Annotated in this window: 20 protein-coding genes, 1 pseudogene and 1 riboswitch; of the genes and pseudogenes, 12 read left to right on the top strand and 9 right to left on the bottom strand. The window is 72.2% G+C overall.

All coding sequences use genetic code 11. From position 1 onward, the window contains the following. The first annotated feature begins 72 nt into the window (after nucleotides 1–72). From C7444_RS17740 to C7444_RS17730, 3 genes are all read left to right on the top strand, one after another. Nucleotides 73–450, top strand: coding sequence for a CidA/LrgA family protein (locus C7444_RS17740; protein ID WP_110402192.1), 378 nt, complete (start codon nucleotides 73–75; stop codon nucleotides 448–450). After that, a complete protein-coding gene (locus C7444_RS17735; RefSeq protein ID WP_110402191.1) occupies nucleotides 443–1,159 on the top strand; it encodes an LrgB family protein in 717 nt (238 codons plus the stop codon). The genes C7444_RS17740 and C7444_RS17735 overlap by 8 nt, the downstream gene beginning before the upstream one ends. A gap of 88 nt (nucleotides 1,160–1,247) precedes the next feature. Next, a complete protein-coding gene (locus C7444_RS17730; RefSeq protein ID WP_110402190.1) occupies nucleotides 1,248–1,628 on the top strand; it encodes a methylglyoxal synthase in 381 nt (126 codons plus the stop codon). A gap of 11 nt (nucleotides 1,629–1,639) precedes the next feature. Here C7444_RS17730 and C7444_RS17725 read toward each other — a convergent pair whose 3' ends face one another. Further along, complete coding sequence (locus tag C7444_RS17725) at nucleotides 1,640–2,245, bottom strand: 2-hydroxychromene-2-carboxylate isomerase (protein WP_110402189.1); 606 nt, start codon at nucleotides 2,243–2,245, stop codon at nucleotides 1,640–1,642. A 72-nt stretch (nucleotides 2,246–2,317) separates the two neighbouring features. After that, on the bottom strand, nucleotides 2,318–3,241 hold the full coding sequence (ybiB, locus tag C7444_RS17720; RefSeq protein WP_110402188.1) for a DNA-binding protein YbiB: 924 nt from the start codon (nucleotides 3,239–3,241) through the stop codon (nucleotides 2,318–2,320). A 125-nt stretch (nucleotides 3,242–3,366) separates the two neighbouring features. Here ybiB and C7444_RS17715 point away from each other — a divergent pair, with 125 nt between their 5' ends. Together C7444_RS17715 and C7444_RS17710 are read left to right on the top strand one after the other, a co-directional pair. Beyond that, nucleotides 3,367–5,133 (top strand): bifunctional protein-serine/threonine kinase/phosphatase, encoded by a 1,767-nt coding sequence (locus tag C7444_RS17715; RefSeq protein WP_110402187.1) that lies wholly within the window; start codon nucleotides 3,367–3,369, stop codon nucleotides 5,131–5,133. 195 nt (nucleotides 5,134–5,328) lie between these two features. Next, complete coding sequence (locus C7444_RS17710; protein WP_146219436.1) at nucleotides 5,329–5,781, top strand: hypothetical protein; 453 nt, start codon at nucleotides 5,329–5,331, stop codon at nucleotides 5,779–5,781. A gap of 199 nt (nucleotides 5,782–5,980) precedes the next feature. Here C7444_RS17710 and C7444_RS17705 read toward each other — a convergent pair whose 3' ends face one another. The 4 genes from C7444_RS17705 to nirB all read right to left on the bottom strand — a co-directional run bounded on the left by C7444_RS17705 (nucleotide 5,981) and on the right by nirB (nucleotide 13,066). Next, a complete protein-coding gene (locus tag C7444_RS17705; RefSeq protein ID WP_110402185.1) occupies nucleotides 5,981–7,216 on the bottom strand; it encodes an MFS transporter in 1,236 nt (411 codons plus the stop codon). A gap of 70 nt (nucleotides 7,217–7,286) precedes the next feature. Further along, entirely contained in the window at nucleotides 7,287–10,151 is a 2,865-nt protein-coding gene (locus C7444_RS17700) for a nitrate reductase (RefSeq protein WP_110402184.1), read from the bottom strand. A 53-nt stretch (nucleotides 10,152–10,204) separates the two neighbouring features. Further along, nucleotides 10,205–10,561 (bottom strand): nitrite reductase small subunit NirD, encoded by a 357-nt coding sequence (gene nirD, locus C7444_RS17695; protein ID WP_110402183.1) that lies wholly within the window; start codon nucleotides 10,559–10,561, stop codon nucleotides 10,205–10,207. Between the two features lie 48 nt (nucleotides 10,562–10,609). After that, nucleotides 10,610–13,066, bottom strand: coding sequence for a nitrite reductase large subunit NirB (gene nirB / locus C7444_RS17690; protein ID WP_110402182.1), 2,457 nt, complete (start codon nucleotides 13,064–13,066; stop codon nucleotides 10,610–10,612). 387 nt (nucleotides 13,067–13,453) lie between these two features. Here nirB and C7444_RS17685 point away from each other — a divergent pair, with 387 nt between their 5' ends. Together C7444_RS17685 and C7444_RS17680 are read left to right on the top strand one after the other, a co-directional pair. Further along, nucleotides 13,454–14,725 carry a type IV pili methyl-accepting chemotaxis transducer N-terminal domain-containing protein gene (locus tag C7444_RS17685; RefSeq protein ID WP_110402181.1) on the top strand — a complete coding sequence of 424 codons (1,272 nt, stop codon included), beginning with the start codon at nucleotides 13,454–13,456 and terminating at the stop codon, nucleotides 14,723–14,725. Between the two features lie 106 nt (nucleotides 14,726–14,831). Then, complete coding sequence (locus C7444_RS17680) at nucleotides 14,832–15,824, top strand: sensor domain-containing diguanylate cyclase (protein WP_110402180.1); 993 nt, start codon at nucleotides 14,832–14,834, stop codon at nucleotides 15,822–15,824. A gap of 36 nt (nucleotides 15,825–15,860) precedes the next feature. Here the strand turns inward: C7444_RS17680 and C7444_RS17675 are convergent, their stop codons facing one another. The 3 genes from C7444_RS17675 to C7444_RS17665 all read right to left on the bottom strand — a co-directional run bounded on the left by C7444_RS17675 (nucleotide 15,861) and on the right by C7444_RS17665 (nucleotide 17,540). Then, nucleotides 15,861–16,673: a sulfite exporter TauE/SafE family protein gene (locus C7444_RS17675; protein ID WP_110402179.1), complete on the bottom strand. Its 813-nt coding sequence runs from the start codon at nucleotides 16,671–16,673 to the stop codon at nucleotides 15,861–15,863. A 253-nt stretch (nucleotides 16,674–16,926) separates the two neighbouring features. Beyond that, complete coding sequence (locus tag C7444_RS17670) at nucleotides 16,927–17,283, bottom strand: cell division protein ZapA (protein WP_110402178.1); 357 nt, start codon at nucleotides 17,281–17,283, stop codon at nucleotides 16,927–16,929. Between the two features lie 2 nt (nucleotides 17,284–17,285). Next, nucleotides 17,286–17,540: a DUF904 domain-containing protein gene (locus C7444_RS17665; RefSeq protein ID WP_110402177.1), complete on the bottom strand. Its 255-nt coding sequence runs from the start codon at nucleotides 17,538–17,540 to the stop codon at nucleotides 17,286–17,288. Nucleotides 17,541–17,613: 73 nt separating this feature from the next. After that, a riboswitch (cobalamin riboswitch) is annotated at nucleotides 17,614–17,853 on the top strand. Between the two features lie 62 nt (nucleotides 17,854–17,915). Here C7444_RS17665 and C7444_RS17660 point away from each other — a divergent pair. The 5 genes and pseudogenes from C7444_RS17660 to C7444_RS17640 all read left to right on the top strand — a co-directional run. Then, nucleotides 17,916–19,844 carry a TonB-dependent receptor domain-containing protein gene (locus C7444_RS17660; RefSeq protein ID WP_110402202.1) on the top strand — a complete coding sequence of 643 codons (1,929 nt, stop codon included), beginning with the start codon at nucleotides 17,916–17,918 and terminating at the stop codon, nucleotides 19,842–19,844. Nucleotides 19,845–19,847: 3 nt separating this feature from the next. Next, nucleotides 19,848–20,420 carry a bifunctional adenosylcobinamide kinase/adenosylcobinamide-phosphate guanylyltransferase gene (gene cobU, locus C7444_RS17655; RefSeq protein ID WP_110402176.1) on the top strand — a complete coding sequence of 191 codons (573 nt, stop codon included), beginning with the start codon at nucleotides 19,848–19,850 and terminating at the stop codon, nucleotides 20,418–20,420. Continuing rightward, nucleotides 20,417–21,361 carry an ABC transporter substrate-binding protein gene (locus C7444_RS17650; protein ID WP_110402175.1) on the top strand — a complete coding sequence of 315 codons (945 nt, stop codon included), beginning with the start codon at nucleotides 20,417–20,419 and terminating at the stop codon, nucleotides 21,359–21,361. Before cobU ends, C7444_RS17650 begins: the two co-directional genes overlap by 4 nt. Beyond that, entirely contained in the window at nucleotides 21,358–22,365 is a 1,008-nt protein-coding gene (locus C7444_RS17645) for a FecCD family ABC transporter permease (RefSeq protein ID WP_110402174.1), read from the top strand. The genes C7444_RS17650 and C7444_RS17645 overlap by 4 nt, the downstream gene beginning before the upstream one ends. Further along, nucleotides 22,365–23,156: pseudogene (locus C7444_RS17640) on the top strand (ABC transporter ATP-binding protein); the annotation flags it as partial. The gene C7444_RS17645 and the pseudogene C7444_RS17640, both read left to right, overlap by 1 nt. Between the last annotated feature and the right edge of the window lie 92 nt (nucleotides 23,157–23,248).

The following is a 23,248-nucleotide window of genomic DNA, read 5'->3' as shown; positions in this document are numbered from 1 at the left end:
CGGGTGGCCTTCTTTTTGCCGACAATGCAGCCGGGCCGCCCGCGTCGGGCCGGTCGGATCCGGGAGTGAACCATGGCGGCCCTGAGGGGATTTGCATTGCTGCTGGTGCTGCAGCTGGTCGGTGAGCTGCTCACCCATGCCTTCGGCTGGCTGGTGCCGGGGCCGGTGCTGGGCCTGGTGCTGCTGTTCGCCGCGCTGTCCTGGGCGCCGCTGCGCGCGCCGGTCGAGGCCGCGGCGCTGGTGCTGCTGTCGCACCTGTCGCTGCTGTTCGTGCCGGTGGGCGCGGGCATCATCATGCACACCACGCTGCTGGCGCAGTACGGGCTGCAGCTGGTGTTCACGCTGCTGCTGTCCACCGCGCTGGGCATCGCGGTCACCGCCTGGGTGCTGCAGACGCTGCTGCGGCGCTGGCCGCCCCAGGGTGACGGCCCGGAGCCGCGTGATGTCTGAGGTCGTGCAGCTGTGGGTCTATCTGGCCTCGAGCCCGCTGTTCGGGCTCAGCGCGACGCTGGTGGCCTATGTGGCGGCCCATGCGCTGTTCGTGCGGCTGGGCTCGCCGCCCTGGGCCAATCCGGTGCTCGGCTCGGTCGTGATCCTGGCCGCGGTGCTGACGCTGACCGCCACGCCCTACCGCACCTACTTCGCCGGCGCGCAGTTCGTGCACGTGATGCTGGGTCCGGCCGTGGTGGCGATGGGCTGGCCGCTCTGGCAGCGTCGCCACGAGCTGCGCCGCCGTGGCGCCTACCTGGTCGTGGCGGCCACGCTGGGCGGGGCCGCCTCGGCGCTCAGCGCGGTGCTGGTCGGCTGGCTGTTCGGGCTCGACACCGCGGTGCTGCGCTCGCTGGCGCCCAAGTCGGTCACCGCCCCGGTGGCCATGGGCATCGCCGAGCGCATGGGCGGCGTGCCGGCGCTGGCCGCGGCCTTCGTGCTGATCACCGGCGTGGCCGGCGCGCTGATCGGCAAGTACGTGCTCGACGCGATGCGCATCCACGACTGGAGCGTGCGCGGCTTCGCGCTGGGCAACGCGGCCCACGGCATCGGCGCGGCGCGGGCCATGCAGGTGCATGCCGACGCCGGCGCCTACGCCGGCCTGGCGCTCAGCCTGCAGGCGCTGCTGGCCTCGGTGCTGATGCCGCTGGCCGCGCGCTGGTGGGGCTGAGCGCGATTGATGGTGCGCTGAAACCCGCCGTCGTTAGCATCCCGGTGCGCGGCGACTGGCGCCGCACCCCACACCGCGAGGCCTGTCCATGAACACCTGCATCCGCCTGGCGTTGATCGCCCACGATGGCAAGAAAGACGAGATGGTCACGCTGGCCGGCGAGTTCCGGGACTGGCTGGGCGGCTGCACGCTGTGCGCCACCGGCACGACCGGCCAGCGCCTGATCGACGCCCATGGCCTGCAGGTCGAGCGCCTGCTGAGCGGCCCGCTGGGCGGTGACCTGCAGATCGGCGCCCGGCTGGCCGTGGGCGGGCTCGACGCCATCATCTTCCTGCGCGACCCGATGACCCCGCAGCCGCACGAGCCCGACATCAACGCGCTGGTGCGCGCCTGCGACGTGCACGACATCCCGTGCGCGACCAACCTGTCGACCGCGCGGCTGCTGCTGAGCCAGCTGTCGCGGCGCTGAGCCCCGGCCCCTCAGACCCGGCCGTCGCGCAGCAGCGCCTCGACCTGGTCGAAGCGGTCGAAGCCCCAGAACGGCTCGCCATCGACGATCACGAACGGCGAGCCGAACACGCCCTTGGCCATGGCCAGGTCGGTCTCCGCGCGCAGCTGGTCCTTCACCGCCGTGCTGTTCATGCCGGCCGACAGCGCCGCGCCGTCCAGGCCCAGCGCCGTGCCCACCGCGGCCACCACCTCCGGATCGCCGATGTTGCGGTTCTCGACGAAGTAGGCCCGGAACAGCGCCTTGGCGAACTCGATCGCCCGGTCGTCACCCGCCTTGCTCTGCACCCACAGCATCGCGCGGGCGGCTGCCTGCGTCGGGATCGGGAAGGCGGTCGGCTCCTGGTAGTCGATGGCGTGGAAACGCGCGCTGCGCTCGAAGTCGCGCCGCGAGTACTCGCCCTTCATCGGGATCTGCGGCAGCGGGGCCGAGCCGGTGGTCTTGAACACCACGCCCAGCAGGATCGGGTGCCATTCCACGTCGCGGCCGTACTTGGCCGCCAGCTCGTCGATGCGGGTGCTGGCGAAGTAGCCGTAGGGCGAGGAGAAGTCGAAATAGAAGTCGATTGCTGAAGCCATGGTGCGGGGTGGTGGTGGAAGTCGACGCAGGAGCCGCAGCTTGCCACAGGTGGCCCCGCCGCTCGCCCGGCCTCAGCCGGCCATGCGCTCCCGGGCGGCCAGCAGGCAGTCGACCTGGCGCTCGATCGGCGCGGGCACCGGCGCGCGGCCGGCCAGCAGGTCCTCGATGTAGGCGGCGGTCGTGGCCGCGTCGATCCCCTCGGGCAGCTCCGGCAGCGTGGCCAGCACGCCGTCCTGCGGCTCGGCGCCCAGGTCGGTGCGCAGCTCGCCGCCGAGGTAGACGTCGAACTGGCGCTGGCGGCGGCAGTCGGCCACCGGCTCGCCTTCGGTGCCGCGCATCAGCATCGCGTCCGCGCAGCTGTCGCGCAGGTACTGCGACAGGCTCAGCGCGTACTCCGGGTGCGTGTGGTTGACCACCCGCAGCCCGCCAGGCACCGCCGGCAGCAGCTTGGCGACGGTGTGGCCGGGGTTGCGCAGGCCCAGCACCTGGCGCACCGCCAGCAGCTGCGCCAGCGGGCGGTTGAGCACCTCCAGCGCGATGAAGGCCGGCTGGCCGGCGGCCCAGCGCGCCTGCACCGCGTCGGCATCGGCCACCGGCGGCAGGCCCAGCGCGTCGAACACCGCGGCGCTGGTGACGCGGCCGGGGTCGGCGATCGGCCCGTGCACCAGCACCGGCACGCCGCGGCGCGCCAGCAGCAGCGCCAGCAGCGGCGTCAGGTTGGGCAGCTTGCGCGCGCCGTTGTAGCTCGGCAGCAGCACCGCGGGCGTGGCGCTGGCCAGCGCCAGCGTGTGCTGCATCGTGGCCTCGACGAACGCGTCCAGCTCCTGGGCCGACTCGCCCTTGATGCGCATGGCCAGCGCGAAGCCGCCCAGCTCCAGGTCGCTGACCCGGCCCTCGAGGATGCGCTGCATCAGGTCGAGCGCCTGGGCGCGGTCCAGCGCGCGGGCGCCTTCCTTGCCGCGGCCGATGATCTTCAGGTAGGGGGCGATGCTCATGGTGGGGCAGGGCGTTCGTGTGCGATGGCCGATGGTAGTGCCCGCGCCCGGCGCCGGTGCCGCGGCCGTGCAAACCCGGGTGCGATGCTGCGGCTCGGACCCGCTGCAGCGTCGACAATCCGCCCATGACCTTCGACGTCGACATCGGCCACCGCAGCGAGCGGGGCAAGCGCGAGCACAACGAGGACTTCGTGGCCGTGCAGCAGCCGCAGCCCCACGAGGAGGCGCTGGGCTGGATCGCCGCGCTCGCCGACGGCGTGTCCACCGGCGGGGGGGGCGCCATGGCGGCGCAGACCACGGTGAAGAGCCTGGTGCAGGACTACTTCGGCGCCCCCGCCACCTGGGACACCACCGTGGCGCTGGAGCGCCTGATCAGCGCCCAGAACGCCTGGCTGGTGGGGCACAACAAGCGCCGCGCCGCGCTTTCGCGCGGCCCCGACGGCCAGCGGGTGCGTGAGCCGGGCAGCGCCATGAGCACGCTCACCGCGCTGGTGCTGCGCGGCCACAGCTACACCGTGGCCCATGTCGGCGACAGCCGCGCCTGGCTGCTGCGCGACGGCGAGCTGATCCAGCTCACCCAGGACCACGCGCTCGACGTGCTCGACTTCCACAGCGGCCTGACCCGCGCGATCGGTCTGGACGATCCGGTGCGCATCGACTTCTTCCAGGGCGTGCTGCGGGTGGGCGACGTCTTCCTGCTCACCAGCGACGGGGTGCACGGGGCCCTCAAGCAGCCTCGGCTGCAGGCGCTGCTGCTCGGCCAGGAGCAGGCCCAGGTCACCAGCGATGCGCTGGTCGGCGCGGCGCTGGCCGCCGGCAGCCGCGACAACTGCACCGCGCTGGTCCTGCGCGTGCGTGGCCTGGCGGCCGGGCGCTACGACGACGTGCTGCTGGCCGGGCGCCACCTGCCCGTGCCGCCGCGCCTGCGGGTGGGCCAGACGCTCGACCAGTACGCCATCACCGCGCTGGTCGCCGACACCGGCGTGCACCGCCTCTACCAGGCGCGTGACCTGCAGAGCCGCGAGCTCGTCGCCCTCAAGACCCTGCACGAGAGCCGTGCCAGCGACCACGACGAGCGGGCCATGCTCGCCCACGAGGCCTGGCTGGGCCTGCGCCTGACCGAGCGCCTCGCCGCCACCGAGTCGGCCGGCTTCGTGCGCCTGCGCGAGGCCGTGCGCCCCAGCGCCTTCTATGCCGTCTTCGACTGGCACACCGGCCAGACGCTCGAGCAGCTGATCGAGCGTCGCGACCCCGGGCATCCCGTGCCGCTGTCGGAGGTCGTGCGGGGCGCGCTCACCATCGCCCGCGCGCTGGGCAAGCTGCACCGCGCCGGCGTGGTCCACCGCGACATCAAGCCCGGCAACCTGCACCTCGGCGAGGACGGCCAGTGGCGCATCCTCGACCTCGGCGTGGCCGTCTCCGGCCGCGAGCCGCAGTCCCAGCGCAGCCTGCACGCGGGCACGCCCAGCTACATGAACCCCGAGCAGTGGGCCGACCCGCCCGAGCCCGTCGACGCGCGCAGCGACCTCTACGCCCTGGGCGTCACGCTCTACCAGTGGGTCACCGCCCGCCTGCCCTACGGCGAGGTCGAGCCCTACCAGAGCGGCCGTTTCCGTCGCGACCCCACCCCCCCGTCGCGGCTGCGCCCGGACGTGCCCATCTGGCTCGACCACCTGCTGCTCAAGGCCGTCGCCCGCGATGCGCGCCTGCGCTTCGAGACCGCCGAGGAGCTCGTGCTCGCCCTGGAGCGTGGCGCGTCCCGCCCGGTGTCCGCACTGCCCGCCACGCCGCTGGCGCTGCGCGACCCCGCCGTGCTGTGGAAGGTCGCCACCATCGTCTCCATCCTCTTCAACCTGCTGCTGATCTTCTGGCTGCTGTTCCTGCCACGCTGATCCGCCCGTGATCCGCCGTGATCCGCCGTGACCCGCCACCACGACAGGCTTTCTGCCGGCGCCCGTGACGGACTGCTCGACACCCGTCGCCTTCACCCATCCGGTGGATATCGCCGGCCGCAGGACCGCCTCACAGTCGGTGCCCTGGCTGCAGGGGGCTGTCCCCTGCGGCGCATGCACTGCCTGGCGCGTCCGATGCTGCTCAAACGACTTTTCCTCGGCTCCCTGCTGCTGATCCTGCTGGCCGCTGGCTGGCGCCATCGCCACGCGCAGTGGGTCCAGGCCCTGCTGTCACCGAAGGACACGCGGGCGGTGCAGATCCCGTTCGACAACGGCTCGGTGCGTGATGTCGGCCCCGGGCCGGCGCCACGGCCGCCGGCCCGGCTGAGCGACGTGCCCATCGGCGGGGTGCGCAAGTGCCAGAAGGGGGGTGAGGTGATCTACACCGACCGGGCGTGCCCCCGGGGAGGCCAGGAGCAGCCGATCCGCCAGGGCACGGTGAACGTCGTCGCCGGTCAGCCCCGGCCGGCCGCGGAGTCCGGCCAGGCCGCGGGGCCTCAGCCGCTGATCGCCAGCCCCCTGATCGCGCCCCACCTGGACGGGCCGGGCCTGCGGGGACGGCAGATCGAGCGTGCCGTGGCGCCCTGAGCGGGGTGGCTCACGCGTCGAGCCTGGCTGAAGCGGGCAGATCGAACTTGATATTCATATCAAGAAACGGCATGGCAAGCCGTTTTCCTGATGCAGATGTCAAAAAGCGCCAGGCCCCGAAACGGAGCCTGGCGCTTGAGGCGTGGGGCCGGCCCCGCCGGGGCGTGGCCCTGCGGGGGGCCGTTGCGTGACCGGTCGGTCAGCGCACGGTGCCGACGGTCGACGGGGTGCTGCGGGCGCGGCCGCCCTTCTCGGCCCAGGTGCGGGTCCAGCGGATCTGCACGATGCGCAGCATCGCCAGCATCACCAGCGTCAGCACCGCGAAGGCGACGAAGCCCCACAGGTAGCTGCCGCTGTGCTGCTTGGACAGGCCCATGGCGTTGGGCAGGAAGCCCCCGCCCAGCGCGCCGATCTCGCCGATCATCGAGCCGGCCACCGCGGTGGTCAGCGGCCAGCGCAGCGGCACCAACTGGAACAGCGCGCCGTTGCCCGCGCCCAGCGCGGCGAAGCAGAACATGAACAGCAGCGTGGTGACCGCGACCGACTCGCCGGCGAAACCGCAGGCCACCAGCGTGATCGAGACGACGACCAGCACGCCGCTGAGCGTGTTGATGCCGCCGACGCGGTCGGAGATGTAGCCCCCGAGCACCCGCACGGCCGAGCCCATCAGCGTGGCCAGCATGGTGAGCTGGCCGGCCTCGACCTTGGTGACCTTGAACTGGTCGTGGAAGTAGGTCGGCAGGAAGCTGGCCAGGCCGATGAAGCCGCCGAAGGTGATGATGTAGATCAGGCTGAAGGACCAGCCGTCCTTCTCGAACAGGCAGGCGATGTGCTCGCGGAAGGTCTGGTGCTCACGGTCCGGCGGTTCCTTGGCGGCGAACCACATCACCAGCATCGGCAGCAGCATGGTGCAGGCCGCCAGGCCGTAGACCGCCTGCCAGCCGTACTTCATGGCCAGCGGCGGCGCGAACAGCACGGCCAGCACGGTGCCGGAGTTGCCGGCCCCGGCGATGCCCATCGCCAGGCCCTTGTACTGCGGCGGATACCAGCCCGAGCCCAGCGACAGCGCGACGCCGAAGCTCGCCCCGGCGATGCCCAGCAGCACGCCCATCGCGAGCACGCCGTCGTAGCTGTCGACGAACACGTAGCCCGAGATCAGCGCGGCGACGATCAGCCCCATCTCGACCATGGCGGCGTTCTTGCGGCCGATGTACTGCGACAGCACCCCGAGCGGAAAACGCATCAGCGCCCCGGCCAGGATGGGCACCGAGATCATGAAACCCTTCTGCGCCGCATCGAGGCCGTAGGTCTCGCTGATGAACGGACCCATGGCGCCGTTGAGCACCCAGATCGCGAAGCAGAAGTCGAAGTAGAGGAAGGACGCGGCCAGCGTGGGCCAGTGTCCTGCCTTGAGGAAGGTCTTGTAGGAAGCCATGGGGGAAACCAGGTGGGGAGTTCAGGGCGTGGCCTGCCCGCTCTGCGGCGGGATGGGCCACGTTGCGGGATCAATGGGCTTGGGGGGTGGCCTCGGGCGTGCCGGCGGTGCAGGGATGCTGCTGCACCAGGGTGCGCAGCGCGGGCAGGCAGGAGCCGCAGCTGGTGCCGCATTTCAGCTCGCCCTGCAGCCGGCCCAGTCGCTCGTCCGGTGAGCCACCGCAGCGGCCCAGCACGGCGATGATCTGCGGCTCGCTGACGTTCAGGCAGGTGCAGACCTGCCGGCCGCGCGGGGCCAGCGCGACCGGTGCGCTGGGGCTGCCTGACAGCAGCAGCCGGCCGTAGGCCTGGGCCGGCAGCTCGTCCTGCAGCAGCGTCTTCATCCAGGCCTCGGCGCGGGTGTCGCCGGCCAGCAGCACCCCGCGCAGCACGCGGTCGGTGCTGCCGTCCAGCGCCCGCTCGTCGACCAGCCGCACATGGCGATGCTGGCCACGCTGGCGGTCCTGGTAGTGCAGCGTCTCGGGGCCGTCCAGGCCCAGCAGCGCGACGATGCGCTGCACCTGCTCCAGGCTGGCGGGCCGGTCCGACGCGGCGCGCCACAGCACCCCGCCGAGTCCCTGCGCGTGCGGCTCGCGGCCGAAGGGCAGCACGACGGCGTGGCCGTAGTCGCCCATCAGCGCGCGCAGCTGCTCGCGCACGGCCAGCGCCTGTTCCTGCGGCAGCCAGGCCAGGCCCAGCATGCGCCAGGGCAGGGCGGCCTTCTCGATGCGCACGGCGCAGTGCTTGAGTTCGGGCTGGCGCGAGGTCGGGCAGTTCGTCGGCAGCGTCAGTTCGTTGACACCCAGGCGTGGCGCGCCTTCGGCATCCCGTCCGCCCAGCACCTCGCCGCCCCAGTGCATCGGAATCCAGGCCTGGCCGGGCGCGACGGTGTCGCTGACCACCAGCGGCAGCACGATGCTGCCGCGGCGCGAGCTCACCTCGACCAGGTCGCCCTCGGCCAGGCCGCGGCGGGCCAGGTCGTTGGCATTGAGCTCGATCGCCGGCTCCGCCACATGGCCGAACAGGCGGCCCAGCGTGCCGGTGCGGCTCATGCCGTGCCACTGGTCCCGCAGGCGGCCGGTGTTCAGCGCGAAGGGGTAGCGCGCGTCCCGCGGCTCGGCCACCGGGCGGTAGGCCATCGCGCTGAACCGCGCCCGGCCGCTGGCGGTCGGGAACACGCCGTCCTCGTAGAGGCGGTCCCGGCCGCGGGCCTCGCCCTCGGCCATCGGCCACTGCTGCGGGCCGATCTCGTCGAGCAGGCCGTAGCTCAGCCCGGTGATGTCGAGGTCGCGCCCGCGCGTGCTCTCGCGGTGCTCGTTCCAGATCGACTCGGGCGTGGGGTAGGGGAACAGCGTGGGCCGGCCGTTCAGGCGCTCGGGCAGGCGCGCCTCGAGTGCCCGCGCGAACTGCACGCCGATGCTCCAGTCGTGTCGGGTCTGGCCGGGTGCGGCCACCGCCGGGCGCACCCGGCTGATGCGGCGCTCGGAGTTGGTGACCGTGCCGTCCTTCTCGCCCCAGGTGGTCGCGGGCAGCAGCAGGTCGGCGTAGGCGCAGGTGGCGGTGGTCGAGAACGCCTCCTGCACCACGACGAACTCGCAGCGCTCCAGCGCCCGCTGCACCGTCGTGGCGTCGGGCAGCGACTGGGCCGGGTTGGTGCAGGCGATCCACAGCGCGCGGATCTCGCCGTCGGCGGCGGCCTGGAACATCTCGATCGCGCTGCGGCCCGGCTGGGCCGGCACGTCGGACACGCCCCACAGCGCGGCCACCTCGGCCCGGTGGGCCGGGTTGCCCAGGTCACGGTGGGCGCTGAGCAGGTTGGACAGCCCGCCGACCTCGCGCCCGCCCATCGCGTTGGGCTGGCCGGTCAGCGAGAACGGGCCGGCGCCGGGCACGCCGATCTGGCCGGTGGCCAGATGCAGGTTGATCAGCGCGGCGTTCTTGTCGGTGCCCGCGGCGCTCTGGTTCAGGCCCTGGCAGTACAGCGACATCGTCGTGCCGACCCGGCCGTCGCGGGCATCCCGCCGGTCGCTCTGCGCGAACCAGCGGGCGGCCTGCACCAGGTCGTCCTCGGCGATGCCGCAGACCCGTGCGGCCTCGGCGGGGGTCCACGAGCGCACGGTGTCGCGCAGCGCGTCGAAGCCCTCGGTGTGGGCGGCGATGTAGGACAGGTCGGTCAGCCCGTCCCACAGCATCACGTGCAGCATGCCGTGGTAGAGCGCCACGTCGGTGCCGGGCTGGATCTGCAGGAACAGGTCGGCGCTGTCGGCGGTCTCGGTGCGGCGCGGGTCGACCACGATCCAGCGCTGGTCGGGCCGGGCGCGGCGGGCGTCCTCGAGCCGGCGGAACAGGATGGGGTGGGCCCAGGCGGTGTTGCTGCCGCTGATGAACACCGTGTCGGCGAGCGCGAAGTCCTCGTAGCTGCACGGCGGCGCATCCGCGCCCAGCGTGCGCTTGTAGCCGGCCACCGCGCTGGACATGCACAGCCGCGAGTTGGTGTCGACGTTGTTGGTGCCGATCAGGCCCTTGGCCAGCTTGTTGAAGACGTAGTAGTCCTCGGTCAGCAGCTGGCCGCTGAGGTAGAAGCCGACGGCGTCGGGGCCGTGCTCACGGATGATGCGGGCGAAGCGGTCGGCCGCCAGCGTGTGGGCCGCCTCCCAGCCGACGGGCTGGGGCGTGCTGCCGCGGCTCAGCCGCTGCAGCGGCTGCAGCAGGCGGGTGGCCCGGGTCACCGGGGCGGCGGCGCTCAGGTGCAGGGTCGAGCCCTTGGTGCACAGGCGGCCGAAGTTGGCCGGGTGGTCCGGGTCGCCCCGCACGCCGGTGATCTGCGTCCCATCGCTCTCGATGATGACGCCACAGCCCACGCCGCAGTAGGGACAGGTCGAACGGGTCTCAGTCATGCAAATCTCCAGCCCCGTTTCAGGTGCGCAGGTCGTTCGGGATCATCGCTGGCTCAGCGCAGGGGGGCGGGCTCGCCCACGGCGATGCTCGACAGTTCGTCGGCGTCGAGCAGGACCTCGCCGGCCTCCAGCCTGACGCTGAACCGGGGCGTGCAGCCCTCGTCGGGGGCCTTGGCGCAGCCGTCGGCCAGGCCGATGCTCCAGCTGTGCAGCGGGCAGGCCACGCTCTGGCCATGCACGATGCCCTGGCTCAGCGGCCCGCCCTTGTGCGGGCAGCGGTCGAGCAGCGCGAAGACCTGGTCCTCGCTGTTGCGGAACACGGCCACATCGACCGAGCCGGGGCGCGCCACGCGGCGTGCGCCTAGCACCGGGATGTCGTCGATGCGGCAGATGACTTTCCAGTCGCTCATGGCAGATCCTCGTTGGTCTTCTTGATGACGGGTCGCGGCGGGTGCGGCTCAGGTCGGGGCGATCATCGCCACGGGCCGGAACTGGCGCTCGTCCACGCCGGCCTCGTCCATCTGCAGCCAGGGGTCGGCGGCACCGTCGAGGCTGAACTGCAGGCGCTCCCACAGCTGGCGGCGCCGCTCGTGCTGGTTCAGGATCCTGTCCTTGACGTGGTCCAGCCCGACGCGGTTGATGTAGTGCACCGTGCGCTCGAGGTACCAGCCCTCCTCGCGGTAGAGCTGCAGGAAGGCGCCGGCGTATTCCATCACCTCGCCGGCGGTCTTGAGCTTGACGAAGAAGTGCGCCACCTCGGTCTTGATGCCGCCGTTGCCGCCGACGTACATCTCCCAGCCGGAATCGACGCCGATGATGCCCACGTCCTTGATGCCGGCCTCTGCGCAGTTGCGCGGGCAGCCCGACACCGCCAGCTTGACCTTGTGCGGCGAGTACATCGCCCACAGCGCGCGCTCCAGGTCCTGGCCCATGCGGGTGCTGTCCTGCGTGCCGAAGCGGCACCACTCGCTGCCCACGCAGGTCTTCACCGTGCGCAGCGACTTGCCATAGGCGAAGCCCGAGGGCATGCCCAGGTCGGTCCAGACGGCCTTCAGGTCTTCCTTCTTCACGCCCAGCAGGTCGATGCGCTGGCCGCCGGTGACCTTGACGGTCGGGATCGCGTACTTGTCGGCCACGTCGGCGATGCGGCGCAGGTCGGCCGCGGTGGTCTCGCCGCCCCACATGCGCGGCACCACCGAGTAGGTGCCGTCCTTCTGGATGTTGGCGTGGCTGCGCTCGTTGATGAAGCGGCTCTGCGGATCGTCCCGCGCCTCCTTCGGCCAGGTGCTGATCAGGTAGTAGTTGATCGCCGGGCGGCAGCTCGGGCAGCCGTCGGGGGTCCTCCAGCCCAGGGCCTTGCGGACCTCGTCGCCGCTCAGCAGCCGGTGCTCGCGGATCGCGTCGCGCACGTCCTGGTGGCTGTGGTCGGTGCAGCCGCACAGCGCCTTCTTCTTCGGCGAGGCGTCGTAGTCACCGCCGGCGGTGAACATGATGAGCTGCTCGACCAGGCCGGTGCAGGAGCCGCAGGACGCGCTCGCCTTGGTGTGCTTGCGCACGTCCTCGAGCGTGAACAGGCCCTTCTCCTTGATGGCCTTGCAGATGCTGCCCTTGGTCACGCCGTTGCAGCCGCAGACCTCGTCGGTGTCGGCCATCAGCGCGGCCTTGCTCTGGCCCTGGTGGCCGGCGTCGCCCAGGTGGCTCTCGCCGAACATCAGCTTGTCGCGGATGTCGTGGATGGCCTGGCCGTCGCGGATCAGCTTGAAGTACCAGCTGCCGTCCACGGTGTCGCCGTACAGGCAGGCGCCGATCAGCCGGTCGCCCTTGACCACCAGCTTCTTGTAGACCCCGCCGACCGGATCGGACAGCAGGATCTCCTCGCAGCCCTCGCCGCCCATGAAGTCGCCGGCCGAGAACAGGTCGATGCCGGTGACCTTCAGCTTGGTCGAGGTCTGGCTGCCGCCGTAGATGCCCAGGCCGGTCTGCGCCAGGTGGGCGGCCAGCACCTTGCCCTGCTCGAACAGCGGCGCGACCAGGCCGTAGGCGATGCCGCGGTGGCTGGCGCACTCGCCCACCGAGTAGATGCGGGCGTCGGTGATCGTCTGCATCGTGTCGCTGACGACGATGCCGCGGTTGCAGTGCAGGCCCATCCGCTCGGCCAGCGCGGTGTTGGGGCGGATGCCCGCGGCCATCACCACCAGGTCGGCCGGGATCTCGGTGCCGTCCTTGAACTGCACCGCGCGCACGCGGCCCGCCTCGTTGCCCAGCAGCGCGGCGGTCTGCGCACCCAGCGCGAACTTCAGGCCACGCTCGGCCAGCGACTTCTCCAGCAGCTTGCCGGCGACGGTGTCGAGCTGGCGCTCCATCAGCCAGCTGCCGATGTGCACCACCGTCACGGCCATGCCACGCAGCATCAGGCCGTTGGCCGCCTCCAGGCCCAGCAGGCCGCCGCCGATGACCACCGCGTGCCGGTGGGTCTTCGCGGTCTCGATCATCGTGTTCGTGTCGGCGATGTCGCGGTAGGCGATCACGCCCTCGAGGTCGCGCCCCGGCACCGGCGGGATGAACGGCGTCGAGCCGGTGGCGATCAGCAGCCGGTCGTAGTCGGCCGTCAGGGTCTCGCCCGCGGCGTTCACGGCCGTGACCTGGCGCGCGCCGCGGTCGACGTGGGTGACCGTCGCGCCCAGGTGCAGCGTGATGCCGTGGTCCGCATACCAGCTCAGCGGGTTGAGGATGATCTGGTCGAGCGTCTGCTCCCCGGCCAGCACCGGGCTGAGCAGGATGCGGTTGTAGTTCGGGTGCGGCTCGGCGCCGAAGACCGTGATGTCGTAGAGCTCGTCATTGATCTTGAGCAGCTCTTCCAGCGTGCGCACACCGGCCATGCCGTTGCCGATCATCACCAGCTTCATCTTTTTCATGGGGTCACTCCTCAAGGCACATCAGGCGATAAAGATGCGGGCTGCACGTGGTGCGGCGGCACACGGACAGGCGCGGCTCGATGCAGGGCTCATGGCATGAGCCTGTTCAGGAACGGGTGGGCAGGGGTGTTCATGGCGCATGTGTCGCTCATCTGGTCAGGGCAGATGCCCAGCTCGGCGCTGGGTGGAGGCACATGGCTGCGCACATCGACGTGCACATGACCGGCGGTGCAGTTCTACCGGTCAAAATCGCGACCTTGCGACTTCTTGACCAGGAACATTGCAAAGCGCATGCCAGTGCTGGCGCACGGCCGGATCCCGAGGGCTGCACAGCCTGCGCGCCAGCCGGTATGCTCGGGCATCGCCACCATTTCTGCCAACCTGCCCGTGACTTCCGTACTGCTTGCCGCCTCCGCCGCCCCGTGCATGCCCGAGCTGTCGGCAGACCTCCGGTCGGTCGGACTGCAGGTGCTGGGGCAATGTGAATGTCATGTTCTGGTGCGCGAGGCGGTGCGTCTTGCACCAGATGTGGTCGTCATCTGGGAGCCGCTGCCGGGCGACGAGCTGTTCGAGTCGACCCGCCTGCTGGCCGCCGCCGCGGCCCGGCCGGTGCTGGTCTTCACCAGCGACGTGCGCGCCGAGCCGATGGAGCAGGCGCTGGCCTCGGGGGTGCAGGGCTGGGTCGTCAACGGGTATGCACCCGAGCGCCTGCGCCCGCTGATCCAGCTCGCGCAGGCCCGCTTCCGGGTCGAGACCACGCTGCGTGGCGAGCTCGCCGAGGTCAACCAGCGCTACAGCGAGCGCAAGCTGGTCGACCGCGCCAAGGGCATCCTGATGAGCTCGCGCCGGGTCAACGAGGAAGAGGCCTTCCGCCTGCTGCGCACCGCGTCCATGCAGAACAAGATGCGCATGGGCCAGGTCTCGCAGCAGGTCATCGACGCGGTGCACTACGCCGACGCGATCAACCGCGCCGGGCGGCTGCGCATGCTGTCGCAGCGCATCGTCAAGCTCTATGCGCTGCTGGTCGCCGGGGTCGAGGCCGCCGGTTCGCGCGCGCTGCTGGCCGATTCGCGCCAGCAGGCCGAGCAGCTGTTCGCCGGCCTGGGCCGCAGCCTGTCGCGCCCGACCTTCGGCGACCTGATCGAGGCGGCCGAGGCCACCTGGGCCTTGCTGCGCCGGACGCTGGATGCGCCGGTCAACGCCGTCAGCCTGGTCCAGGTCGATGCGCTGGGCGAGGACCTGCTGCTGCAGGCCGAGCGCCTGACCGCGGCCCTGACCACGGCCGGCCCGGTCACCAACCTGCAGGTCATCAACGTGTCGGGTCGCCAGCGCATGCTGACCCAGCGCCTGGCCAAGCAGGCGCTGCTGGCCTCGCTGTCCGGGCCGGTGGCCGAGGCCGAGCTGCAGCAGCGGGGCCAGACCCGGGCCGCGTTCGAGCAGTCGCTCGGTTTCCTGCGTGACCTGCCGCTGAGCAACGGCTCGATCCGCGAGGCGCTGACCGGGGTCGACCGCGCCTGGCAGACCATGCTGAAGGGCGAGGCGACGATGGGCACGCACGAAGGCCGCATGGCGCTGGCCGCCTCCAGCGAGGACCTGCTGGAGCTGTTCGACCGCCTGACCGGTGAATACGAGCGTGGCCTGCAGCTGCTGATCGGCTGATCCGGCCGCGCCTGCGCGGGCAAGCCCGCGAGTGGGCGGCGCGCCGGCTGCGTATCATGGTCGGTGGTGAATCTGCGGCGGTCATGGCACCGCGCTCCTGTTCCTTATGTCCACATCGCCTGTCTCCTCCGATCCTGCGGCCCTGGCCGGGGGTCTGCTCGCCCTGCTGGGCGTCGACGGCGCGCTCGTGTCGGTCAAGCAGGCGGACACGGGGGCCTACCTCTGGGCCAATGCGGCCATGCTCGCTTTCCTGGGGGCGTCCGAGCCGGACACGCTGGTCGGGCGCACCGATCTGCAGCTGCTGCCGCTGGTCGATGCCCAGGCCATGAAGGCCGCCGACCTGCGGGCGCTGGCAGCGGGCCAGCCGGCGGCCGACGAGCACCGTTTCGAGCGGGGCGAGCAGGCGCTCGAGTACCGCAGCTGGCGCATCGTGCTGGCCCCCGAGGGCCAGGGGTCCCAGCTGCTGACGGTGTGGTGGGACCACGGCCAGGCGCGCCAGTCGGGCCAGCGCCTGAAGGCGGCGCTCGACCAGATCGAGCGCCAGCAGGGCGAGTTCGAGCAGCTGCGCCGCGACGTGGCGGCCGGCGTCGACCGGCCGCTCGACCTGTTCCGCCGCGAGCATTTCGAGGAGCACCTGCGCCGCGAGGTGGCGCTGTCGCAGCGTGAGCAGCGCGAGTTCGCGCTGCTGCTGCTGTCGGTGGACCGGGTCGATCGGCAGCTGGCCACCGAAGCGCCGGCGCTGATGCCGCGCGTGGCCGAAAGCATCTCGCAGATCCTGCGTGGCAACACCCGCGCGATGGACGTGCTGGCCCAGCTCGGGGACGACCGTTACGCGGTGCTGCTGTCGGGCGTCGGCCTGGCGACGGCCCATTCCCGCGCCGAGCACCTGCGCCGCACCTGCGCGACCCAGCTGGTGGTGCAGAGCGGGCATTCGTTCGGCTTCGAGGTGTCGGTCGGCGTGGCCAGCTTCCCGCACACGGCCGATGCGCTCGACGCGCTCAGCCAGGCGGCCATCCGGGCCCTGTTCGACGCGCGCCAGCGCGGCGGCAACCGGGTCGCGCTGGCCACCATCAGCCTGGCCGACCAGCAGCCCCGCTGAGCGCCGGTCCGGCCGGCGCCGGCACGGGCACCGCCCTCAGACGGTCAGCGCCTTGAACAGCATGTAGCCGGCCAGCAGATAGAGCACCATCGCGAACACCCGCTTGAGCTGGCGCACGTTCATCGCGTGGGCCGCCCGGGCGCCCAGCGGCGCGGTCAGCACGCTGGCGCTGGCCACCGCGGCCAGCGCGGGCAGCCACAGATAACCGAGCGTGCCGGGCAGGCCGGTCTGCAGCGACCAGCCGCCCACGACATAACCGACGGTGTTGGCCAGCGCGATCGGGAAGCCCAGCGCGGCCGAGGTGGCCACCGCATGGTGCATCGCGACGTTGCACCAGGTCATGAAGGGCACGGAGATGAAACCGCCGCCCGCGCCGACCAGGCCGGCCACGAAACCGATCAGGCCGCCCGCGCCCAGGCTGCCCGCCGGGCCCGGCAGCTGCCGGCTGGGCGCCGGCTTGCGGTCGAGCAGCATCTGCGTGGCCGAAAAACCGACGAAGAGCGCGAAGATCAGCGCCAGCGCCTGGCCCTTGAGCATCGCGAACACGCCCGCACCCGCCACCAGGCCACCCAGCACGATGCCCGGGGCGAGCCGGCGCACGACGTCCCAGCGCACCGCGCCGCGGCGGTGGTGCGCCCGCACGCTGGAGATCGAGGTGAACAGGATGGTCGACATCGAGGTGGCGATGGCCATCTTGACCGCCAGGCCGCCGTCGATGCCACGCTGCGACAGCAGCCAGGTCAGGAAGGGCACCAGCAGCATGCCGCCCCCGATGCCCAGCAGCCCCGCCAGGAAGCCGGTGGCACAGCCCAGCAGCATCAGTTCCAGTGCCAGCTGGAGGTCGATCATCTCGGAGGGGGAAGGGGAAAGGAGGAGGGCGAAAAGGTGTCCGTCGCGAACCGAAGGCCGCATTCCTGAACCCAGGGGATTCAGGTGGGCGAGGTCAGCCTGTCGTCGGGTTCATCTGACGCGAGACGATCACACCAGTCAGGCAATGTTCCAAGCCCAGGCTCGCGAGAGCATCGGTTCAAGGAAATATAAAACCTTCGCGGACGCGACGGACGGATCCATTCTAAGCCGACCGCCGCGGCCCGCGAAAGCCTCAGCTCGATGCGGGGGTGTCGCCGAGTGCGGCTTCCACACGCTGCACCAGCGAACGCAGGTCCAGGCGTGCGGCGGCCGCGGCCCATTCGGCCCCGGCCTGCTGCGCGGCGCTGTCGACCGGGGTGCCGTCGTCGCCGGGCGTGGCCGAGGTGGCGGGCCGCTCCGACAGCGCGTAGGCCAGGTTCAGGGCCGCGAGCACGGCGATGCGCTCGCGGGCCTTGACGCGGCCGGCGTCGCGGATCGTGCTCATCTCGCGGTCGACGCTGTCGACGGCCAGCAGCAGCGAGGTCTCGCGGCCTTCGGGGCAGGCCAGGATGTAGGTCTGGCCCATGATGCTGACTTCAAGCTGTTTCATGCTCAGACGCCTCCACCGGACATGCCGCGGTCGCCACCTTCGGGTTCATGGCTCGACAGGCGCTCGTCGCTCGGTGGCAGCCGCTCGATCAGCGCGTCGATGCGGTTGCGCGCGGCCGACAGGCGCGAGCGCAGGTTGTCGCGCTCGGAGGTGACCGACTCGAGCTGCTGCGCGAGCTGCAGGTTCGTGCGCTTGAGCTCTTCGTGGCGCAGCAGCAGCCGTTCTACCCGTTCGGCGAGGTCTTCAAGTGTGGACATGTCGAAGGTGTTGTAACCAGGGCCGCGGGAACGGCCCCCAGTCCATCTGATTGTAGTGGCCGCACCATTGCCGATTACAATGTTCCTCGTTGGTGCTCGTGCCGGCTATCACAGCCGCACGGTTAAACGGGAAGCAGGAAGGTCCGACCCCACGGGTCACGCCCAACCTGCGCTGCCCCCGCAACGGTAAGCGAACGGGAGTTCTCCACTCCCTGCTGGTGTGTTCATGCCACTGGGTCGGCCTCACGGCTCCCGGGAAGGTCGCACTGGTTCGTTCGTCAGCCCGGATACCGGCCAACAGGGAGCCGCGCATGCGCGGCTCGGATGCAGGTGCTGGCGGGGAAGCCGGTGCCTGAGCTCACCTCTGCTCTCAACATGTCCGATCTCTCCCGGCGTCTCGTGCGCCCGTCCCGTCCTGTGTGCGTGTCCGTGCATCAGGCCCCTCCGCTGTCGCCCCGTCGTGTCGCCCTGGCCTGTGCCACCGTGCTGATCGGTGCCGCGACCGTCCCGGCCCGGGCGGCCGAGGCGCTCGATCCGGTCATCATCAGCGCCACCCGCGTGCCCCAGCGCATCAGCCAGGCCATCGCCGACGTCAGCGTCTTCAGCCGCGAGGACCTCGATCGCCGCGCCACCGGCAACGTCGCCGACCTGCTGCGTTCGGCCGCCGGCTTCGAGATCTCGCGCAACGGCGGCCCGGGCGGCATCACCTCGTGTTTCGTGCGTGGCGCTGAAAGCCGCTTCGTCGCGGTGCTGATCGACGGCGTGCGCGTGGACTCCCAGTCCACCGGCGGCGCGCCCTGGGAGGCCCTGCCGCTGTCGCAGATCGATCGCATCGAGGTGGTGCGCGGCGGGGTCGGTGCCATCTACGGCAGCGACGCGCTGGGCGGCGTGGTGCAGATCTTCACCCGCAAGGGCGAGCCCGGCCTGGCGTTCGACTTCGGCGCCGGCCTGGGCAACAACGGCCTGCGCAAGCTCGACGCCCGCGTGAGCGGCCGCAGCGGCGAGTTCGACTACGCCCTGGGCGTGGCCGGCGAGCGCGCCGGCGGCTTCAGCGCCATCACCAACCCGGCCAATTCGTCCTACTCGGCCGACGACGACGGCTACCAGAACCGGGGCGGCAGCGCCCGCCTGGGCTGGCAGCTCAGCCCCACCCAGCGGGTCGAGGCCGGCCTGACCTCCGCGCACAGCAACTCGCAGTACGACGGTTATCCCGCCGGCGTCGATCACCACGCCTTCCACAACTTCTCGTCGGCCGACCTGAACTGGTCGGCGCAGTGGCTGCCCGAGTGGCGCAGCCAGGTCACGCTCGGCCAGAGCGTGGACCAGTACAAGACCCGCCCGTCGGCCTACGACACCCGCACCCGCATCCGCACCGCCACCTGGCTCAACACCCTGAGCCTGGGCGAGCACACGGTCAGCGCGACGCTGGAGCGCCGCGAGGACCAGCTCGACAACTCCGGCGTGCTCGACGGCCGGGCCGGCCGCGCGCAGAACGCGCTGGCCGTCGGTGACCAGTGGCATCACGGCGCGCTCGCGCTGCAGGCCCATGTGCGCCAGGACCACGACAGCGAGTTCGGCGGCCACACCACCGGCCTGCTGGGCGCGGCCTACGAGCTCGCGCCGGGCTGGCGGGTGCGCGCCTCGGCGGGCAACTCCTTCCGTGCACCCACGCTCTACCAGCGCTTCAGCGAATACGGCAAGGCCGGCCTGAGTGCCGAGCAGGGCTTCAACGTCGAGGCCGGCCTGAACTGGCGCGAGGGCGTGAACCACGCCGGCCTGACGGTCTACCGCAACCGCGTGCGTGACCTGATCGTCTACGAGAGCGTGACCGGCACCAGCCCCTGCGCCAGCCTGTACGGCTGCTACAACAACGTCGGCGTGGCCCGCCTGCAGGGCCTGACGCTCGAGGGCGGCACCGAGCTGGGCGCCGTGCGCCTGTCGGGCAGCATCGACGCGCTGTCGCCGCGCAACGCCGACGCGAGCAGCGCCAACAACGGCAAGCTGCTGACCCGCCGGGCCCGTCGCCACGCCAGCCTGAAGGCCGACACCGACCTGGGCGACTGGACGCTGGGCGCGCAGGTGCTGGCCTCGGGCACCCGCTACGACAACGCGGCCAACACCGCCACCCGGCGCCTGGCCGGCTACACGGTGCTCAACCTCGATGCCCAGTGGCGCTTCGCGCGGGACTGGCGCCTCGAGGCCCGGGTCGACAACCTGTTCGACCAGGCCTACGAGAGCGCTCAGTACTACTCGGTCCAGCAGCGCCAGCTCTACGTCGGCCTGCGCTGGTCGCCGCGCATCTGAGCGATGGCCGCACACCACCACCTGATCGTCGGCGGGCAGCGCAGCGGCAAGTCGCGCCAGGCCGAGCGGCTGGCGCTGGCCTGGCAGCGGGCGCGGCCCGGTCGCGGCGTGACGGTGGTGGCCACCGCGCTGGCGGCCGATGCCGAGATGGCCTCGCGCATCCAGCGCCACCGGGCCGAGCGAGCGGCGGGTTTCGACACCGTCGAGGCGCCGCTGCATCTGGCCGCGGCCCTGGCGGCCGCGGCCCGGCCCGACCGCCTGCTGCTGGTCGACTGCCTGACGCTGTGGCTGACCAACTGGCTGATGCCGATGCACGGCGCGCCCGACCTCGATGGCTGGGCCGCCGAGCAGCAGCGCCTGATCGACACGCTGGCCGGGCTGGCCAGCCCGGTGCTGTTCGTCTCCAACGAGGTCGGCTGGGGCATCGTGCCGATGGGTCGCGAGGTGCGTGACTATGTCGACGAGCTCGGCCGGCTGAACCAGCGCGTCGCCTCGGCCTGCGGCCAGCTCACGCTGATGGTCGCCGGCCAGGCCTGGAGCCGGCCGGTGCAGGCCGACGACGGGGGCCGGCCATGAGCCGGGCCCTGCGCCTCGGGCGGGTGCGGCCGCCGTCCTGGTGGCGGTGCGGGTTCATCCACCGGGCCCTGGCGGCCGTGCTGCTGGTCGCCGGCCTGCTGGCCACGGCCGCCGGGGCCCGGGCCCAGCCGGTGCACCTGCGCGACGACCGTGGCGCCGAGCTGGTGCTGGCCCAGCCGCCGCAGCGCCTGGTCAGCCTGCTGCCCTCGCTGACCGAGGCGGTCTGCGCGCTCGGCGCCTGCGAGCGCCTGGTCGGGGTCGACCGCCATTCCAACTGGCCGGCCTCGGTGGCTCGCCTGCCGAGCCTGGGCGGGCTCGACGACGCGCAGATCGAGCGCATCGTCGCGCTGCGGCCCGATGTCGTGGTCGCCGGGCTGTCCTCGCGGGCGCTCGAGCGCCTCGAGTCGCTGGGCGTCAAGGTCTTCGCGATCGAGGCCAAGGACCATGCCGACGTGCGCCGCTCGCTGGGCCTGCTGGCCACGCTGATCGGCCGCCCCGAGCAGGGGCCGCTGCTGTGGTCGCGCATCGAGGCCCAGCTGCAGCAGGCCGCCGGCCGCACCCCGGCGCGGCTGCGGGGCCAGCGGGTCTATTTCGAGATCGACGCCGCGCCCTACGCGGCGGGCACGTCCTCCTTCATCGGCGAGACGCTGACCCGGCTCGGCCTGGGCAACATCGTGCCGCCACCGCTGGGGCCGTTTCCCAAGCTCAACCCCGAATTCATCGTGCGCGCCCGGCCTGACCTGATCATGGCCGTGCAGCGCAACCTCGCGAGCATGCCGGCCCGCCCGGGCTGGTCGACGCTGGCCGCGCTGCGCAGCGGCCAGACCTGCGGCTTCGACGCCGAGCGCTACGACATGCTGGTGCGCCCCGGCCCGCGCATGGGCGAGGCCGCGCTGCTGGTGGCCTCCTGCCTGGAGCGGCTCGACCGCGCGCCGCGATGAACACGCTCGAGCAGCGGCGTCGCCGCGTGCTGGCCGTCGGCCTGCTGGTGGTGTCGCTGCTGGCGCTGGGCTGCGGCCTGGTCGCCGGCAGCGAAGGCTGGCGCTGGGCCGACCTGCACGGCGCCGAGGCCGAGCTCATCGTCTGGCAGATCCGCGCGCCCCGCTCGCTGGGGGCCTGGCTGACCGGGGCGCTGTTCGGCCTGGCCGGGGCCATCGCCCAGGGCCTGTTCCGCAACCCGCTGGCCGATCCTTACCTGCTGGGCTCGGCCGCGGGCGCCTCGCTCGGGGTCGTGCTGGTGCTGGCGGCCAGCACGCTGGCCGGGGCCGGCCTGAGCCTGGTGTCGGCCGACCTGCTGGCCCGCGTCGGCCTGGTGGCCGCGGCGTTCGCCGGCGCGCTGGCCGGCGTGGCGATGACGCTGTCGCTGGCGCGCGGGGCGCAGCACACCACCCGGCTGCTGCTGGCCGGCGTGGTCGTCGGCGTGGTGCTGGGCGCGGTCAACGACCTGATCACCACCGTGTCGCCCGAGGCGATGCGCGGGCGGCAGATGTTCCTGCTGGGCACCACCGGTTTCCTCGGCTGGGCGTCGGACGTGGCGCTGGCGGCCGTGCTGGCGCTGGTGCTGCCGCTGAGTTGGCGCCTGTCGCGCGTGCTCGATGCGCTGACGCTGGGCGAGGACAGCGCCGCCAGCCTGGGCCTGCCGCTGCCGACGCTGCGGCTGGTGATGGTCGTGCTGATGGCGCTGGCCACCGGCACGGCGGTGGCCCAGGCCGGGCTGGTCGCGTTCGTCGGCCTGGTCGCGCCGCACCTGGTGCGGCGCTTCGTGCAGGCCGCCCACGGTTACCGGCTGGTGGCCAGCGCGGCCATGGGCGGCGCGCTGCTGCTGGTGGCCGACGTGATGGCGCGCACCGTCGTCGCGCCGCAGGAGCTGCCCGTGGGCGTGCTCACCGCGGTGCTGGGCGGCTGTTATCTGCTGTGGCTGCTGCGGCGCCGGGGAGGGGTGTGATGGACCAGGCTCGATCGGGCACGGCCGTGCCGGCATGGCACCTGCAGGCCAGCGGCCTGCAGGTGCAGCTGGGCGGACGCCGCGTGCTGCACGGGCTGGACCTGTCGTTCGCGCCCGGCTGGACCGCCATCGTCGGCCCCAACGGCGCAGGCAAGTCGACGCTGCTGCGCGCGCTGGCCGGGCTGCAGCCGCTGCAGGCCGGCGAGGTGCGGCTGGCCGGGCGGCCGCTGTCCGGCTGGCGCCCGCGCGAGCGGGCCCGCCAGCTGGCGTGGATGGCGCAGCAGGGCGAGGCCAGCGGCGAGCTGACCGTGCGTGACGTCGTGCACCTGGGCCGCCTGCCGCAGCTCGGCCTGCTCGCCAGCCCGGGCCCGCAGGACGAGGCCATCGTGCAGCAGGCCATGGCCGACACCGAATGCCAGGGCTGGCAGCACCGCCGCCTGTCCGAGCTGTCGGGCGGCGAGCGCCAGCGCGTGCTGCTGGCGCGTGCGCTGGCGGTGCAGGCGCCGGTGCTGCTGCTCGACGAGCCGACCACCCACCTCGACCCGCCGCACCAGATCGCGCTGGTGCGCCTGATGATGCGCCTGGGTCGCCGCGGCACGGTCATCAGCGTGCTGCACGACCTCAACCTGGCGCTGGCCGCCGACCAGCTCGTCGTGCTGGCCCAGGGCGACGTGCGTGCCATCGGGGCGAGCGACGACCCGTGGGTGCACCGGGCGCTGGTCGAGGTCTTCGGCGGCGCCATCCGCATCCAGCGGGTCGGCGAGCAGTGGCTGGCCGTGCCGCGGCTGGGGAGCGAGCCGGCCGAACCGCGGCCGCCCGAGCCCGAGCCCGCCGCTGCCGGCGTGCCGCCGCCCGAGGCGGCCGAGGCCCTTGCCTGCCTGGA

The organism is Sphaerotilus hippei, from assembly GCF_003201595.1.
Taxonomy (GTDB): domain Bacteria; phylum Pseudomonadota; class Gammaproteobacteria; order Burkholderiales; family Burkholderiaceae_C; genus Sphaerotilus; species Sphaerotilus hippei.
Note: the sequence above shows the minus strand (reverse complement) of the source record. Positions and strands in the feature narration are given on the sequence as shown.